Raw genomic sequence first — 16,314 nt, 5'->3', positions numbered from 1 at the left:
GTATAAGGAGAAGCGTGACCTCGTACCGACCTCTGCACGAGGGTTGGGCGCTCAGCGGCGGCGACGTGGACAGCGTCGCCGCCACCGTGCCCGGCTGTGTGCACACCGACCTGCTCGCCGCGGGCCTGATCGACGACCCGTACCTGGACGAGAACGAGAAGAAGCTCGCCTGGATCGGGCGCACCGACTGGGTCTACGACACCGTGTTCCAGCACGAGCCCGGCCCCGGCCGCACGGACCTGGTCTGTGCCGGGCTCGACACCGTCGCCACCGTCGTGCTCAACGGCGTCGAGCTGGGCCGCACCGCCAACCAGCACCGCGGCTACCGCTTCGACGTCCGGGACGCGCTGCGCGACGGTGAGAACCAGCTGCGGATCCACTTCACCTCGGCGTACAGCTATGCCGAGGCGCAGCGGGACCGGCTCGGCGACCGGCCCAACGCCTATCCCGAGCCGTTCAACTTCATCCGCAAGACGGCCTGCAACTTCGGCTGGGACTGGGGTCCGACGCTGGTCACCGCCGGCATCTGGCAGGAGATCGGCCTGCAGAGCTGGTCGCGGGCCCGGCTGGCCGAGGTCCGCCCGCAGGTCACCGTGGCCGGCGGGGTGGGCACGGTCGAGGTGCGCGTGCGCCTCGAACGGGAGACCCCCGGACCGGTCACGCTCACCGCGACCGTCGCCGGCGAGCGCGTGGAGACCACGACCGAGGGCGACGAGGCCGTCCTTTCGCTCACCGTGCGCGATCCCGAGCTCTGGTGGCCCATCGGGTACGGGGACCAGCCGCGTTACGACCTCGAGGTGACGGCGTCGGGGCCGGACGGCGACCTGGACAGCTGGTCCCGCAAGGTCGGCTTCCGTGACGTGCGCATCGACACCGCACCGGACGCCGACGGCAGCGCGTTCACCCTGATCGTCAACGACGTCCCCGTTTTCGTACGCGGCGTCAACTGGATCCCCGACGACGTCTTCGCCAACCGGGTCACCCGCGAGCGCCTCGCCGCCCGCTTCACCCAGGCGATCGACGCGAACGTCAACTACCTGCGGATCTGGGGCGGCGGCCGGTACGAGTCCGAGGACTTCTACGACCTCGCCGACGAGTTCGGGCTGATGGTGGGGCAGGACTTCCTGTTCGCCTGCGCGGCGTACCCGGAGGAGGAGCCTTTCGCCTCGGAGCTGGCGGCGGAGGCCCGCGAGCAGGTGGTGCGGCTGGCGTCGCATCCCAGCCTGATGATGTGGACCGGCAACAACGAGAACATCTGGGGCCACGAGGACTGGGACTGGAAGCCGGCGCTGGGCGACAAGACGTGGGGTGCCGGCTACTACTTCGACGTGCTCCCGGGCGTCGTCGCCGCCGAGGACCCGAGCCGGCCGTACTGGCCGGGCAGCCCGTACTCGGGCCGCGACGACAAGCACCCCAACGATCCCGCGTACGGCACCATGCACATCTGGGACGTGTGGAACACCGACGACTACACCAAGTACCGCGAGTACCGGCCGCGGTTCGTCGCCGAGTTCGGTTACCAGGCACCCCCGGCGTACGCGACCCTGCGCCGGGCCATCGCCGACGAGCCGCTGACCCACGACTCACCGGGCATGCGGGCGCACCAGAAGGCAGCGGACGGCGACGCCAAACTGCAGCGCGGCCTCGACGCCCACCTGCCCGTGCCCCGGGATTTCGACGACTGGCACTACCTGACCCAGCTGAACCAGGCCCGGGCACTGTCGCTGGGGATCGAGCACTTCCGGTCGTTGCGCCCGCACTGCATGGGCACGATCATGTGGCAGCTCAACGACTGCTGGCCGGTCACCTCCTGGGCGGCCGTGGACGGCGACGGCCGCAAGAAGCCCCTCTGGTACGCCCTGCGCCGCTCCTTCGCCCCGCGTCTGCTGACCGTGCAGCCTCGCGACGGTGGTCTAGCCCTGGTGGCGGTCAACGACTCGGTCGAGCCGTGGACGGTGTCGGCGGTTGTCTCCCGCCGTACCCTCGATGGGCTCGTGCTGGCCGAGGTGACGATCGACGTGACCGTCGCACCCGGCGCGGCCACGACGTTGCCGTTGCCCGCGGAGGTCGGCGCAGCCGCCGACGCCAGGGGTGAGGTGCTGGTCGCCGTGGCCGAGGAGCACCGGGCCTGGTGGTTCTTCGCCGAGGACAAGGACATCGCCTGGCCACCGGCGAAGTTCGACGCCGTTTTCGAGGCGGTGGGCCCGGATGCGCGCGTCAAGATCACCGCGCATCACATCCTGCGGGACCTGACCCTGTCGCCGGACCGACTCGACCCGGCGGCCGAGGTGGACGAGGCGGGCGTGACGTTGCTGCCGGGCGAGTCGGCGACGTTCATCATCCGCGGCGGTGCGGGGCTGGAACCGACGGCCCTGTCCACCCGCCCGGTGCTGCGCTGCGTCAACGATCTGGCCTGACCGTCGGCGCCGCCGCGCCCAGCCTCGGAAACACCGGGCGCGGCGGCCCGTCGCAGCGCAGTTGTCCGGCCAGCCGATCGGCGCCGGAGGGCAGGAACGGCTGTAGCTCGCCGGTCAGCAGCTGGCAGAGGCCGAGCACCTCGGCCAGCACCGGCCCGGGATCGGCCAGCTTCCAGGGCTGCGTGGCCTCGATGAGCCGGTTGCCGCGGTCGACCTCGGACCACAGCGCACAGGTGGCCGCCCGGAAGTCACCGACGCGCAGTGCGGCATCAACGCGTCCCGGCAGTTCCGATTCCACGGCGGCCGGCCGAATCCGCCCGTGCCGGCGAGCCAGGGTCAGCGTCCGGTTGACCAGATTCCCGAGGCCGTTGGCGAGATCCCGATCGGCCCGCGCGACCAGCCGCTCGACGGTGAAGTCCGTGTCCCCGACCGGCGTGACCTCGCTGAGCAGCCACCACCGCACCGCATCCACACCGAAGCGGCCGACCAGCGCGACCGGATCCACGGCGTTGCCGGCGCTCTTGGCCAGCTTCGCGCCGTCCACGGTCAGGTAGTCGTGCACCAGGATCGTGGTGGGCAAAGGCAATCCGGCCGACAGCAGCAACGCCAGCCAGTACACGGCGTGGAAGCGCACGATGCCCTTGCCGATGACGTGGACGCGTTCATCCGAACCAAGCCACCAGGTGCGCAACTCATCCCCGTCGCCGAGGGCGGTGACGTAGTTCGCCAGCGCGTCCCACCAGACGTAGACGGTCTGGCCGGGATCGTCGGGCACCGGGATGCCCCAGCCGCCGGCGCGCGCGGCGGGCCGCGAGACGCTGATGTCGCGTAGCCCGGCCCGGACGAACGCCAACGCCTCGTTACGCCGGGCCGTGGGCTCGACGCGCACCTGCCCGGACTCCAGCAACTCCAGGATCTGCTTCTGATAGCGGGACAACCGGAAGAACCAGTTCGTCTCCTCGACCCGTTCCGGGACGGCCGGATGCTCCGCACAGCCGGAGTCGTCCAGGAACTGCTCACAACCGGCGCAGTACAGACCGGTGTAGCTGTGCCGGTAGAAGTCGGCTGCGGACCGCCGCCACAGCGCGGCCACGCCGGGCGCATGCCGTGGGTCGGACCCGGTCCGGATGAAGTCGTCGAACGACAACTCCAGCGGCTCCCGCAAGGCGGCGAACCGGTCGGCGTTGGTGCGGACGAACGCGCCGACCTCGACCCCGGCAGCCCGGGCGGCGGCGACGTTCTTGAGCGCATTGTCGTCGGTCCCGGTGAGGAACCGGACGCGCTCACCGCGCTGCCGGCGATGCCGGGCCAGCGCATCGGCCTGCACAAGCTCAAGCGCGTGCCCGAGATGCGGCGGCGCATTCACGTACGGGATGGCGGTGGTGATGTAGAAGGTCATGCTCCCTCTTCCGCCCCGCCCCGAGCATGCAGTCCCCGCCGGAGGCGAGGACTTGTCCGGTGCTGACTACCGCACGCCGAACGGCCCCGCGAGGGGGCGCATCATCGACGGACGTGGCAGCTGCATGAATTCATGCTGGCAGCGCGCCACGCCCGCAGCCAACGGTTTACCGGCGACCAGCGCGGCGTCGTAGGACTCAGGGCCACCAATTCCTCACGGTGAGCATCGTGACGGAGGCGGCGATCGGGCGACAACGTATGTGATTCCGGTCATCGCCGGTGATCGCTATTCCCTTCCGTCGTTGGTTGGGCCAAGGTGGTCGTCGCGTCATCGAAGCGACGGAGGATTCAGGTGGATCGGCTCTGGAGCCGGATCGGCATCCGGGTGGGCTCGGTGGGTCTGCTCGTGGGCGGCCTCGTCGGCGGTGTGTATCTCGGAGAGCATCAGACCGACCAGCTCGCCGGCGCTCAGGCCGGGCTCGTCGTGCAGGCCGACGCCGCGGATCTGCGGCTGCTCAAGGAGCGGCACGGTGAGCACGCGGCGGCTCGGGCGCAGCGGCGGCAGGCCGAGGAGGAGGCCGCGGCCAAAGCCGGCACGGCGGCCAAGGCTGCTGCCGGCAAGGCGCGCATGCTGGACCGCCGGGCCATCGAGAAGAAGGCCGACGAGAAGCGCCGGGCCGAGGCCAAGAAGAACGGGACCGTGGGCTTCGACGGGCCGATTCCCTCGTCGTGCAACGAGTTCAAGGGCAACCGGGCCATCGGGTGCGCGTTGATGATCGACGCCGGCTTCCCGATCAGCCAGTTCGGCTGCCTCAACAAGCTGTGGAACAAGGAGAGCGGCTGGAACCACCGGGCGAAGAATCCCAGCTCCGGTGCGTACGGCATCCCGCAGGCCTACCCGGGCAACAAGATGAGCTCGGCCGGCTCGGACTGGCAGAACAACCCGGCTACGCAGATCAAGTGGGGTCTCGGCTACATCAAGGGCCGGTACAAGACGCCGTGCGGCGCCTGGTCCCGCTCCGAGAGCACCGGCTCCTACTGATGGGCTACACCGGCCGGATCGTGATCGTGCGATCGGCGGAGCCGCTCACCGCGCTGGCCGGCGCCGATGTGCTCAACGAGTCGTCCTATGCGGGCGGGTGGCGCGCCGCGCAGCTGGACGGCGATCTGCGCGACGCCCTGCGGATGCTCGTGGCGGAGACCGGAGCACCGGCGATCACGGCCTTCATCCTCGACAGCGACGTCGCCGATGTCGAAGCGGCGACGCCGGCCGGCGGCTACTGGCACGTCTACCTGCATCCGGAGAAGGCCGCCGATTACGGCGCTCCTGAGCTCGGGCAGACGGCGGCCGAGGTGACGGAACTGGCGCTGGCCTGGGCCGCCGAGGCCGGTCTCACCGCGGACGGCGAGGCGGTGCGGACGGCTCTGGACGCCGCGAACGTCTTCGCCGAAGAAACCTTCTACGAGCTGCTCGCGGCTCTCGGTATCAAGCCGGCTCAGTCGGAATGATCGACCGGTACGCGGCGGCGGTGTTCGCGGCGCCGGACCGGCTGTTCCAAGTCATGCGCACGTCGCGGACGCGCACGCAGCTCTGGCTGCAGTCCGATGCGTCGCCGTCCTCGGGCATCCCGCTGCGCATCGAAGTGCACTTCGACTCGGTGCAGTACGTCTGCCTGCCGTTCGTCATCCGGGGGCTCACGCTGCGAGCGGCGACGGCCGCCGAGCAGGAACGCCTCGGCGCGGCGCACGGGCTGGAGCTGGCCGACGACGCAGGCGTGTATCTGTTGTCCGAGCAGCACGACTGGTTCGTGGTCTCAGGCGTACCGCAGTGGGCCGAGGCCCGGCTGGCCTACAACGACGGGCCGGTCTTCTGGGACTACGCCGGTGACGAGGACGTCGTCGCCTCGATCGGCACCCTGCAATGACGTTCAGCCCGGAAGCCGGTCGACCGGCCGCCACACGAAGCTCCGTGTGTGGCGGCCGGTCGGCCGGTGCTGCTTCTGCTCTTTGCTGACCCCGTACGGGATTATTCGGGGACCTTGCGGTAGGCGCCGTCGCTCGCGCTGGTCGCCATCGAGGCGTAGGCGCGCAGCGCCGCCGAGACCGGGCGCTGCCGGTCGGCCGGGGTGTACGGCTTCGGCCGGCGTTCCTGGGCGTGCCGGCGCTGGGCCAGCTCCTCGTCCGAGACGTTGAGGGTGATCGTGCGGCCGGGGATGTCGATGGTGATCTCGTCGCCGGTCTCGACCAGGGCGATCAGGCCGCCGGACGCCGCCTCCGGGGAGACGTGCCCGATGGACAGGCCCGAGGTGCCGCCGGAGAACCGGCCGTCCGTGATCAGTGCGCACGCCTTGCCCAGGCCGCGGCCCTTCAGGAACGAGGTCGGGTAGAGCATCTCCTGCATGCCCGGCCCGCCGCGGGGTCCCTCGTAGCGGATCACCACGACGTCGCCGGCCAGGACCTGCTTGGCGAGGATGCCGTCGACCGCCGTGTCCTGGCTCTCGAAGACGCGCGCCGGGCCGCTGAACTTCCACAGCTCCTCGGCCACGCCGGCGGTCTTGACGACGCAGCCGTCGGGCGCCAGGTTGCCGAAGAGGATCGCCAGGCCGCCGTCGACCGTGTACGCGTGCTCGACCGAGCGGATGCAGCCCCCGGCCGCGTCCGTGTCGAGCGTCGCCCAGCGGTTCGTCGTCGAGAACGGCTGGGTGGTGCGGACCCCGCCCGGCGCGGCGTGGAAGAGCTCCAGCGCCTCCTCGCTCGCCTTGCCGCTGCGGATGTCCCAGGACTCCAGCCAGCTGGTCAGGTCGGGGGAGTGCACCGAGCGGACGTTCTGCCGCAGGGCGCCGCCGCGGTTCAGCTCGCCGAGCAGGGCCGGAATGCCACCGGCGCGGTGCACGTCCTCCATGTGGTACTTCGGGCTGTTCGGCGCGACCTTGGACAGGCATGGCACCCGGCGCGACACCGCGTCGATGTCGGCCACGCTGAAGTCCAGCTCGGCCTCGCGGGCCGCGGCCAGCAGGTGCAGCACCGTGTTGGTCGAGCCGCCCATCGCCACGTCCAGGGCGACCGCGTTCTCGAAGGCGTCACGGCTGGCGATGGCCCGCGGCAGCACGCTCTCGTCGTCGTTCTCGTAGTACTGCTTCGCGATGTCGACGATCAGCGAACCGGCCCGCTCGAACAGGGCCTTGCGGGCGGCGTGCGTGGCCAGCGTCGAGCCGTTGCCCGGCAGGGCCAGGCCGATCGCCTCGGTCAGGCAGTTCATCGAGTTGGCGGTGAACATGCCGGAACAGGAGCCGCAGGTCGGGCAGGCCGAGCGCTCGATGGTGTCGAGCTGGGCGTCGGTGACGTTCTCGTTGGCGCTGGCGCTCATCGCGTCGACCAGGTCGAGCTTCTCGTGCACCACGCCCTCGATGGCGACGGTCTTGCCGGCCTCCATCGGGCCACCGGAGACGAAGACCGTCGGGATGTTGAGCCGCAGGGCGGCGATCAGCATGCCCGGGGTGATCTTGTCGCAGTTCGAGATGCAGACCAGGGCGTCGGCGCAGTGCGCGTTCACCATGTACTCCACCGCGTCGGCGATCAGCTCGCGGCTGGGCAGCGAGTAGAGCATGCCGCCGTGGCCCATGGCGATGCCGTCGTCCACCGCGATGGTGTTGAACTCGCGCCCGATACCGCCGGCCTCGAACACCGCGTCGGCGACCAGACCGCCCATGTCCTTGAGATGGACGTGACCGGGCACGAACTGGGTGAAGCTGTTGGCAATGGCGACGATCGGCTTGCCGAAATCGTCGTCGGTCATGCCGGTGGCGCGCCACAGGGCGCGCGCGCCGGCCATCGTCCGACCGTGGGTCGAGGTCCGGGAGCGCAGCTCAGGCATTACTACATACTGCCACCGCGGGTAAGGACCGCGCCTGTGCCGGGCGACACCCAGTCCACTGCGCGGGACGCGATCATGTGTTGCGGTTCGAAACCGGTCGATCGGTCGGCTCCCGAAATGTGCTCCGGTACGGCAGAGTGTTCCCGTGCACTCACCGTCCGGCGTGGAGCTGGCCGGGCTGGCGAGCCTCGTGGTCGCGGTCCCGGCTGTCGCCCTCCTGGCCAACTCCGGCCGTAAGCACACCGGTGCTGCCCGCCGGGCCCATCTGCTGCTCGCCGCGGGTGCCGCGATAGCCACCGCCGCCGCGCTCGCCGGGTTGCTCAGCAGCCTGTTCCTGGTGCATGCCCCGGTACGGCTCGCCTCGGCCGTCGCCGTGGCGATGGCCCTGGGCACCCTGACCCTGCTGGTCGGCACGCTGATGTTGCCGGGCGCGGCGGAGAGCCCGGGCGCGGCGGTCCGGCACCTGCTCGACGGCTTCGTCGTCGCGGCCGCGCTGTGGTTCGTTGGCTGGGTGCTGGTCTCCCAGCCCACCCGGCTGCTCGGCGATCAGACCCCCGCGCGGTGCCTGTCGATGCTGCTGCCCGCGGGCGTTGCGGTGATCGCTCTCGGTCTGACCGCGGTGCTCGCCATGCACGCCCACCGGCCGCGGCACGTCACGGTCCGGGTGGCCGCCGGAGTCAGCCTGGTGGCCCTGGCCGCCACCGCGCTGTCCGCGGGCATCTGCCGCAGCTGGGCCGGGGTCGTGCTGCTCGGCGCCGTGCTGCTGCCCGGCGGGCTGGTCGTGGTGGCCCGCGCCGTCAAGATCGCCGACCGGCCGGTCGAGGTGGTCGGCGACGTCACCCAGCGCAACACCGGGTACGCCTTCGTGCCGATGTCCGCCCTGGTCGCCGCGTTCGGCTACCACCTGGCCGTCGGCGGCCGCCTCGACGTCTTCGGCTTCCTCGGCGTGAGCATCGAGGGCTTCGCGCTGGTCGCCCGCCAGTATCTGGCCCTGGCCGACGTCAAGCGGCACACCCTGCGGCTGCGCCAGCGGGAGACGCACTTCCGCGAGCTCGCCCACACCGACCCGCTGACCGGGCTGGCCAACCGGCGCGGCCTGGTCCGGGCGCTGCGCGAGCCGCCGGTCCCCGAGCGCGCCCGGGTCCTGGTCGGCCTCGACCTGGACGGCTTCAAGAACGTCAACGACATGCGCGGGCACGACATCGGTGACGCCGTGCTCACCGAGGTGGGCCGGCGGCTCGGGGCCAACCTGCGCGACGGCGACGTCGCCGCCCGCCTCGGCGGCGACGAGTTCGCGGTGCTGATGTGGGCCAGGCCCGAGGAGGCGATGGTCGCCGGCAAGCGGCTGCTGGCGGTGCTCAGCGAGCCCTACGAGACCGAGGACGGTTCGGTCTTCCTCTCCGCGAGCGTCGGCGTCGCCGACTCGCCCGCGCCGGGCGACACCGGCGAGCTGATGCGCGACGCCGACCTGGCCCTGCGGTACGCGAAACAGCGCGGCAAGAACCGCGTCGAGCGCTACCAGAAGCGCTACGACGAACTGCTGCGCCGGCACAGCGTCCTGGAGAACGAACTACGTCACGCCATCGAACGCGAGCAGCTGCGCCTGGTCTTCCAGCCGGTCGTCGCGCTGCCGTCGATGCGGCCGGTCGGCGCCGAGGCCCTGCTCCGCTGGCACCACCCGGAGCTGGGCGCGGTACGGCCCGACGAATTCATCCCGGTGGCCGAGGAGTCCGGGCTGATCAGCATGATCGGCTCCTGGGTGCTGGACCAGGCCTGCCGGCAGCTCGCCCAGTGGCTGGCCGGCGGCCACGACGTCTGGGTGTCGGTCAACATGTCACCCAAGGAGCTGCACGCCGCCGACTACGCCGCGCAGGTCGCCGAGGTGCTGGAGCGCTACCACGTGCCACCGCAGCGCCTGGTCCTCGAGGTGACCGAGCACGCGGTGGCCACCGACATGGACGAGCTGATCCGCCGGCTGTGCGAGCTGCGGTCCACCGGCGTACGGATCGCGCTCGACGACTTCGGCGCGGGCTACTCCTCTCTCGGGCAGCTGCGCAACCTCCCGGTGGACATCCTGAAGATCGACCACGCGCTGGTCGCCGAGCCGGAGTCGCGCACCGGCACGGCGGCGCCGCTGGTCGACGTGGTCGTCCGGCTGGGCCACCGGCTCGGCCTGGAAGTGCTGGCCGAGGGCATCGGCACCCCGGCGCAGCGGGCGATCGTCGAGGAGGCCGGCTGCCGGCTGGGCCAGGGGTCGCTGTTCGGCTGGGGCGTGCCCGCCGAGCACCTGGAGGCCCAGCTCGAGACCGTACGGTCCTCCGGTGCCCGCCCGGTCCCGGTCCAGCGGGCGCGTCCGCCGGTGCCGCCCAGCGCACCCGCACGCAGTCAGGTGATCATGCTGGGCCCGGGAATGCGGCAGGTCAGGGCGCTCCTGCCCACCGACCCGGCCTTCGTGACGGAGGACGGCTCGCGAACGGGTGACCAAGATGTGAGATCAGTTGACGCACCCCGTGAGATGGGGCAGTCTTAGCCGCATGTGCTTGTCGTCCCGAGTACTTATGTGAGCGCACTGTCCCTCCCGCAAGAGGAATGACAGTGCGCTAGGTCCCGTGCTTCGGCACGAGGACCTTTTTTGTTGCTCCGGGACCGTCCAGGCTCACCCATCCCGAACGAAGGTCTGAATCGCCATGACAAGACCCACACCCGAGACCCTCGCCCACCGCGCCACCCCGGCCACCGTCGCCGCGGCAGCCGGCACCCCGGCCGTAGTCACGGTGTCCCCGACCCCCGTCAGCGGGGCCGGCTCGCTCGTGCGGTCGCTCGAGGCGCTCGGCGTCGAGGTGGCGTTCGGGATCCCCGGCGGGGCGATCCTGCCCGCCTACGACCCGCTGTACGACTCCAAGGTCCGGCACATCCTGGTCCGCCACGAGCAGGGCGCGGGTCACGCCGCGACCGGCTACGCGCAGGCCACCGGCAAGGTCGGCGTCTGCATCGCCACCTCCGGCCCGGGCGCGACCAACCTGGTCACCCCGATCGCCGACGCCTACATGGACTCGGTGCCGATCGTCGCGATCACCGGCCAGGTGGCCCGGCCCGCGATCGGCACGGACGCCTTCCAGGAGGCGGACATCCAGGGCATCACGCTGCCGATCACGAAGCACAACTTCCTGATCCAGACGCCCGAGGAGATCCCGCGGATCATGGCCGAGGCGTTCCACCTCGCCCTGACCGGCCGCCCGGGCCCGGTGCTCGTCGACGTGCCCAAGGACGTGCTGCAGGCGGCGACCACCTTCGCCTGGCCGCCCACCCTGGACCTGCCCGGCTACCGGCCCACACTGCACCCGCACGGCAAGCAGATCCGCGAGGCGGCCCGGCTGATCGCCCAGGCCAAGCGCCCGGTCCTGTACGTCGGCGGCGGCGTGCTCAAGGCCGGCGCCACCGACGGGCTGCGCAAGCTCGCCGAGCTGACCGGCATCCCGGTGGTCACCACGCTGATGGCCCTGGGCGCGTTCCCCGACTCGCACCCGCAGCACCTGGGCATGCCCGGCATGCACGGCACGGTCCCGGCGGTGTACGCGCTGCAGAAGGCCGACCTGCTGGTCACCCTCGGCGCCCGCTTCGACGACCGGGTCACCGGCAAGCTGGACTCGTTCGCCCCGGACGCCAAGGTCGTGCACGCCGACATCGACCCGGCCGAGATCGGCAAGAACCGGCATGCCGACGTCCCGATCGTGGGCGACGCCCGGCACGTCATCGATGAGCTGATCGCGGCGGTCTCCGCCACGGCGGGCGGCACCGCGGCGTACGAGCCGTGGTGGGCGCAGCTCAACGACCTGCGCGAGCGTTACCCGCTGGGCTACGACGAGCCCACCGACGGCACCCTGGCCCCGCAGTACGTGATCCAGCGGATCGGCGAGCTGGTCGGCCCGGAGGCGATCTACGTGGCCGGGGTCGGCCAGCACCAGATGTGGGCCTCGCAGTTCATCAGCTACGAGAAGCCGGGCACCTGGCTCAACTCGGGCGGCGCCGGCACGATGGGCTACGCGGTGCCGGCCGCGATGGGCGCCAAGGTCGGCCGCCCCGACACCGCGGTGTGGGCGATCGACGGCGACGGCTGCTTCCAGATGACCAATCAGGAGCTGGCCACCTGCGCCCTGGAGGGCATCCCGGTCAAGATCGCCGTCATCAACAACGGCAACCTGGGCATGGTCCGGCAGTGGCAGACCCTGTTCTACGAGGGCCGCTACTCCAACACCGAGCTGGGCACCCACAAGCACCGCATCCCCGACTTCGTGAAGCTGGCCGAGGCGCTGGGCTGCGTGGGCCTGCGCTGCGAGTCGAAGGCCGACGTGGACGCCACCATCAAGGCGGCCATGGAGATCAACGACCGCCCGGTGGTCATCGACTTCACCGTCGGCAAGGACGCCATGGTCTGGCCGATGGTCGCGGCCGGCACCAGCAACGACGAGATCATGTTCGCCCGGGACGTGCGCCCGGCCTTCGACGAGGACGACCTGTGACCAGTATGAACAAGCACACCCTGTCCGTGCTCGTGGAGAACAAGCCCGGTGTGCTGGCCCGGGTGTCCGGACTGTTCTCGCGGCGCAGCTTCAACATCGATTCGCTGGCGGTGGGCGAGACGGAGAACCCGGACGTCTCCCGCATCACGATCGTGGTCAACGCCGACTCCTCACCCCTGGAGCAGGTGACCAAGCAGCTCAACAAGCTGGTGAACGTCCTGAAGATCGTCGAGCTGGACCCGCAGCAGTCGGTCCAGCGCGAGCTCCTGCTGGTCAAGGTGCGGGCCGACCGCACCGTGCGCGGCCAGGTGCTCGAGACGGTCGAGCTGTTTAGGGCAAAGGTGATCGACGTCGCACCGGACACCCTCACGATCGAGGCGACCGGCAACCCCGACAAACTCGATGCGTTGCTGCGCGACCTCGAGCCGTACGGCATCAAGGAAATGGTCCAGTCCGGCCTGGTCGCGATCGGCCGCGGATCCCGTTCCATCACCACCGGCCCGGCGCTCCGCGCCGCCTGATTCGACAGAGGATTTATCAATGACCGCGGAAGTGTTCTACGACGACGACGCCGACCTGTCCATCATCCAGGGACGCAAGGTCGCCGTTATCGGGTACGGCAGCCAGGGCCACGCGCACTCGCTGTCGCTGCGCGACTCGGGCGTCGACGTGGTGGTCGGCCTGAAGGAGGGCTCGAAGAGCCGCGCCAAGGCCGAGGAGCAGGGCCTCAAGGTGCTCACGCCGGCCGAGGCGTCCGCCTGGGCCGACGTGATCATGGTGCTGGCGCCGGACACCGCCCAGCGGAAGATCTACGCCGAGTCGATCGAGCCGAACCTGACCGCCGGCAAGGCGCTCTTCTTCGGCCACGGCCTCAACATCCGGTTCGAGCTGATCAAGCCGCCGGCCAACGTGGACGTGGCGATGGTCGCCCCCAAGGGCCCCGGCCACCTGGTCCGCCGCCAGTACGTGGACGGCAAGGGCGTGCCCGCGCTCATCGCGGTGGAGCAGGACGCCAGCGGTGGCGCCCAGGCGCTCGCCCTGTCGTACGCGAAGGCGATCGGCGGCACCCGGGCCGGCGTCATCAAGACCACCTTCAAGGAGGAGACGGAGACCGACCTCTTCGGCGAGCAGGCGGTCCTTTGCGGCGGTACGGCCGCGCTCGTGCAGACGGGCTTCGAGGTGCTCACCGAGGCCGGCTACGCCCCGGAGATCGCCTACTTCGAGTGCCTGCACGAGCTCAAGCTGATCGTCGACCTCATGTACGAGGGCGGCATCTCCCGGATGCGCTACAGCGTCTCGGACACCGCCGAGTTCGGTGACTACGTCAGCGGCCCGCGCGTCATCAACGCCGGGGTGAAGCAGGAGATGAAGAAGATCCTCGCCGAGATCCAGTCCGGCGAGTTCACCAAGGCGCTCATCGCCGACGACGAGGCCGGCGGCACCCGCCTGCAGCAGTACCGCAAGGAAGGCGCCGAGCACCCGATCGAGGTCACCGGCAAGAAGCTGCGCGACATGATGAGCTGGGTCGACCGGCCGATCACCGAAACAGCCTGACCTTTCACGCCCGGCAAACGCCGGATCGCAGCGCCGCAAGGGCCGCGATCCGGCGTTTTTGCGTAACCATTCGACTACCTGAAACATGGGCGTTACGTCCCGCTTACCAAAGCGGCGTCGTCATCGAATTGTGTACTGTTCGGGCGCGGCGGACTAGACAGCAGCGGGTAGATTCGCCGCATGCGACTGGCTGATTCTTTTCGGAGCGAGCGCTTCGGCGCAGTCCGGATCCACGAGCTTCAGAGGGTCATCGAGCTGGACTCGGGCGCCCTGGATGATGCCTTTTCGGCGGGCAGCCGAGTCGTGTCCTTCGAAGCTTTACGCGCGGTCGAGTCGCAAATGGTAATCGTCGTGCCCTGCATGAACGAATCACGAAGCGTCATCGAGGGCGTGCTGTCCGGAATTCCGCATGACTGCCTCATTGTGCTGGTCTCCAACAGCGACAAGCTGCCGGTGGACCGATACGAGATCGAGGCGCAGACCCTCGAGCAGTTCTGCCGGCTGGCCGGCCGCTCGGCGATCAGCGTGCACCAGAAAGACCCCGGACTGGCCGCCGCATTCAAGGCGGCCGGGATGGAGCAACTGATCGGCGAGGACGGTCTGGTCCGGGCCGGCAAGGGCGAGGCCATGCTGATCGGGATGGCGCTGGCCGCGATGACGGGCCGCCGCTACCTCGGCTACGTCGACGCCGACAACTACGTCCCCGGCGCGGTCCACGAATACTGCAAGGCCTACGCGGCCGGACTGCACCTGGCCGACAGCCCGTACTCGATGGTCCGCATTTCCTGGCATTCAAAGCCGAAGCTGCGCGAGGGAAGACTGTTCTTCAGCCGGCGCGGCCGCAGCTCCGAGATCACCAACGAGTGGCTCAACCGCTTCCTCGCCGAATACTCGGGCTTCGGCACCGAGGTGATCGCCACCGGCAACGCGGGCGAGCACGCGATGACCCTGGACCTCGGCCTGAAGCTGCGGCTGGCGGGCGGCTTCGCCGTCGAACCGTACGAGTACATGGACCTGTTCGAGCAGTTCGGCGGAATCCTGGAGAGCGCCAGCCCGGACGTGATGGCGAGCTCGGTGCCGGTGCTGCAGATCGAGACCCGCAACCCGCACTTCCACGACAACAAGGGCGAGGAGCACGTGCAGGGGATGCGGATGCAGGCCCTGAACGTGGTCTACCACTCGCCGGTGACGCTGCCGTCGGTCCGCCAGGCGATCATCGACTTCATGGTGGCGCAGGGGGCTCTCGAGGTGGGTCAGGAGCCGCCGCGGGAGCGGGTTTATCCGCCGGTGGGGAGTTTGGATCTGGAGCTGTTGTATGACGGGCTGGATGCGGAGGCGTTGACCTTCCGGCAGTTTGATGGGCGGGCGTCGGCGGGATATGCGGCGGCTCCGCCGATTGAGCGGCACTGCATTCCGCGCCCTACGGTCTGAGCCATGCTCGGCCTGCCGGTCCCGCTGGGGGCCGGGCTGTGGGCCGGAGTGGCCGCGCCGCCGGGCCGCGGGCCGGGCCTGCCGCTGCGGTGCGGCCTACTGCTGCGGCGCAGCCGGGTGCTGCGGTGCGGTCGGATCGGCTGGCCTGATCTGCTCAGTCGGCGCCTGCTGAGCCGCGGCCAGCGGTATCGGCTGCGGCTGCGGCTGGCCCGTGTCCCCTGAAGCCGTCTGCCCAGAAACGCTGCCGGTCTCAGGCTGCGCCGTCACACCCGGCGCCGGTGGGCCCGAGGCGGGCTGCACCGGCTGCTGCTGACCGGACCACGGCGGCACCACTGCCTCCGGCCAAGCTTGATGCTGCTGCGCGCCCCAGCCCTGCGCCTGCTGCGGCGGATATTGGTACTGCGGCGGGTAACCCGGCTGTGCCGCGAACCCGGCCTGCCCCGGATAGCCGGGCGGCGGAACATAGTGCGGCTGCGGCACCCCGCCCCACTGCGGCTGCTGAGGCGGCGGGTAGTGCCCGGGCCCCCACTGCGGCTGCGGCGGGGCTTCCGGCGTCGTCAGCTCGTGCAGCCAGTCCCGCTCAGCGCGCGACCACACCCGGCGGGCCGCCAGGTAGGCCGGGGCCTGACCGAGCAGCGGCACCAGCAGCACCCCCAGGCCGATCACCAGGGCCACCACGCCCAGCCGCAGCACCTCGGTCTCGGGGTCGCTCCCGGCCACCCCGGCGACCAGCATGATCAGTCCGGCCACCAGCGTCAGGCCGCCGACGATCATCGGGCCGACAGTGATGCCGTCGCGGACGAAGGACCACGCGACCGCGGCCACGAGCGCTGCGCAGACGGCGACGAGCGCGGCAGCCAGCCCTTGGGCGGTGGCCTCGCCGACACTCTGCCGGAACGAGCCGGCTGACAACGCCACCACGGCCGTGACCAGCAGCAGCAGTGACAGCAGGCCGAGCAGCGCTGCGGTGACAGTCACCGCGAACGGCACCCGCCGGGGCGGCTCGGGGATCGCGGAGCCGTGATCCTCGTCGATTTCCTCGGCGTCGGCCGGTGCTTGGGACATGCCGAGGAGGCTAGCGGTCCGGTGCGACAGAAAGTGCTCCGGGTATTTCGTACGT

At 70.4% G+C, this 16,314-nt stretch carries 12 protein-coding genes; 9 read left to right on the top strand and 3 right to left on the bottom strand.

Annotated features, from left to right (window positions below):
• Positions 1–14 precede the first annotated feature (14 nt).
• Positions 15–2,417 carry a glycosyl hydrolase 2 galactose-binding domain-containing protein gene (locus ACQP2Y_RS40395; protein ID WP_433721608.1) on the top strand — a complete coding sequence of 801 codons (2,403 nt, stop codon included), beginning with the start codon at positions 15–17 and terminating at the stop codon, positions 2,415–2,417.
• Here ACQP2Y_RS40395 and ACQP2Y_RS40390 read toward each other — a convergent pair.
• Complete coding sequence (locus tag ACQP2Y_RS40390; RefSeq protein WP_433721607.1) at positions 2,401–3,816, bottom strand: methionine--tRNA ligase; 1,416 nt, start codon at positions 3,814–3,816, stop codon at positions 2,401–2,403. The genes ACQP2Y_RS40395 and ACQP2Y_RS40390 overlap by 17 nt on opposite strands.
• 351 nt (positions 3,817–4,167) lie before the next feature.
• On the opposite strand from ACQP2Y_RS40390, the gene ACQP2Y_RS40385 reads away from it, so the two are divergent.
• The 3 genes from ACQP2Y_RS40385 to ACQP2Y_RS40375 are packed head-to-tail and all read left to right on the top strand — an operon-like array spanning position 4,168 to position 5,740.
• The gene (locus tag ACQP2Y_RS40385) at positions 4,168–4,857 is read left to right on the top strand and encodes a lytic transglycosylase domain-containing protein (protein WP_433721606.1); all 690 of its coding nucleotides are present in this window, start codon (positions 4,168–4,170) and stop codon (positions 4,855–4,857) included.
• Positions 4,857–5,324: a hypothetical protein gene (locus tag ACQP2Y_RS40380; protein WP_433721605.1), complete on the top strand. Its 468-nt coding sequence runs from the start codon at positions 4,857–4,859 to the stop codon at positions 5,322–5,324. Before ACQP2Y_RS40385 ends, ACQP2Y_RS40380 begins: the two co-directional genes overlap by 1 nt.
• Entirely contained in the window at positions 5,321–5,740 is a 420-nt protein-coding gene (locus tag ACQP2Y_RS40375; protein WP_433721604.1) for a hypothetical protein, read from the top strand. The genes ACQP2Y_RS40380 and ACQP2Y_RS40375 overlap by 4 nt, the downstream gene beginning before the upstream one ends.
• A 101-nt stretch (positions 5,741–5,841) precedes the next feature.
• Here ACQP2Y_RS40375 and ilvD read toward each other — a convergent pair whose 3' ends face one another.
• Positions 5,842–7,689 (bottom strand): dihydroxy-acid dehydratase, encoded by a 1,848-nt coding sequence (ilvD, locus tag ACQP2Y_RS40370; RefSeq protein WP_433721603.1) that lies wholly within the window; start codon positions 7,687–7,689, stop codon positions 5,842–5,844.
• Positions 7,690–7,834: 145 nt separating this feature from the next.
• On the opposite strand from ilvD, the gene ACQP2Y_RS40365 reads away from it, so the two are divergent.
• From ACQP2Y_RS40365 to mpgS, 5 genes are all read left to right on the top strand, one after another.
• Positions 7,835–10,219 (top strand): putative bifunctional diguanylate cyclase/phosphodiesterase, encoded by a 2,385-nt coding sequence (locus ACQP2Y_RS40365; RefSeq protein ID WP_433721602.1) that lies wholly within the window; start codon positions 7,835–7,837, stop codon positions 10,217–10,219.
• 157 nt (positions 10,220–10,376) lie between these two features.
• Positions 10,377–12,209, top strand: a complete 1,833-nt coding sequence (locus ACQP2Y_RS40360; protein WP_433721601.1) for an acetolactate synthase large subunit — start codon at positions 10,377–10,379, stop codon at positions 12,207–12,209.
• Positions 12,210–12,214: 5 nt separating this feature from the next.
• Entirely contained in the window at positions 12,215–12,730 is a 516-nt protein-coding gene (ilvN, locus tag ACQP2Y_RS40355; RefSeq protein ID WP_023561968.1) for an acetolactate synthase small subunit, read from the top strand.
• A gap of 19 nt (positions 12,731–12,749) precedes the next feature.
• A complete protein-coding gene (gene ilvC / locus ACQP2Y_RS40350) occupies positions 12,750–13,763 on the top strand; it encodes a ketol-acid reductoisomerase (RefSeq protein WP_433721600.1) in 1,014 nt (337 codons plus the stop codon).
• Positions 13,764–13,943: 180 nt separating this feature from the next.
• The gene (mpgS, locus tag ACQP2Y_RS40345; RefSeq protein WP_433721599.1) at positions 13,944–15,194 is read left to right on the top strand and encodes a mannosyl-3-phosphoglycerate synthase; all 1,251 of its coding nucleotides are present in this window, start codon (positions 13,944–13,946) and stop codon (positions 15,192–15,194) included.
• A 96-nt stretch (positions 15,195–15,290) separates the two neighbouring features.
• Here mpgS and ACQP2Y_RS40340 read toward each other — a convergent pair whose 3' ends face one another.
• Positions 15,291–16,259: a hypothetical protein gene (locus ACQP2Y_RS40340; RefSeq protein ID WP_433721598.1), complete on the bottom strand. Its 969-nt coding sequence runs from the start codon at positions 16,257–16,259 to the stop codon at positions 15,291–15,293.
• Positions 16,260–16,314: the final 55 nt, after the last annotated feature.

Origin of the sequence: Actinoplanes sp. CA-051413 (assembly GCF_050955795.1) — a bacterium.
In the GTDB taxonomy this organism is placed as follows: Bacteria; Actinomycetota; Actinomycetes; order Mycobacteriales; family Micromonosporaceae; genus Actinoplanes.
Note: the sequence above shows the minus strand (reverse complement) of the source record. Positions and strands in the feature narration are given on the sequence as shown.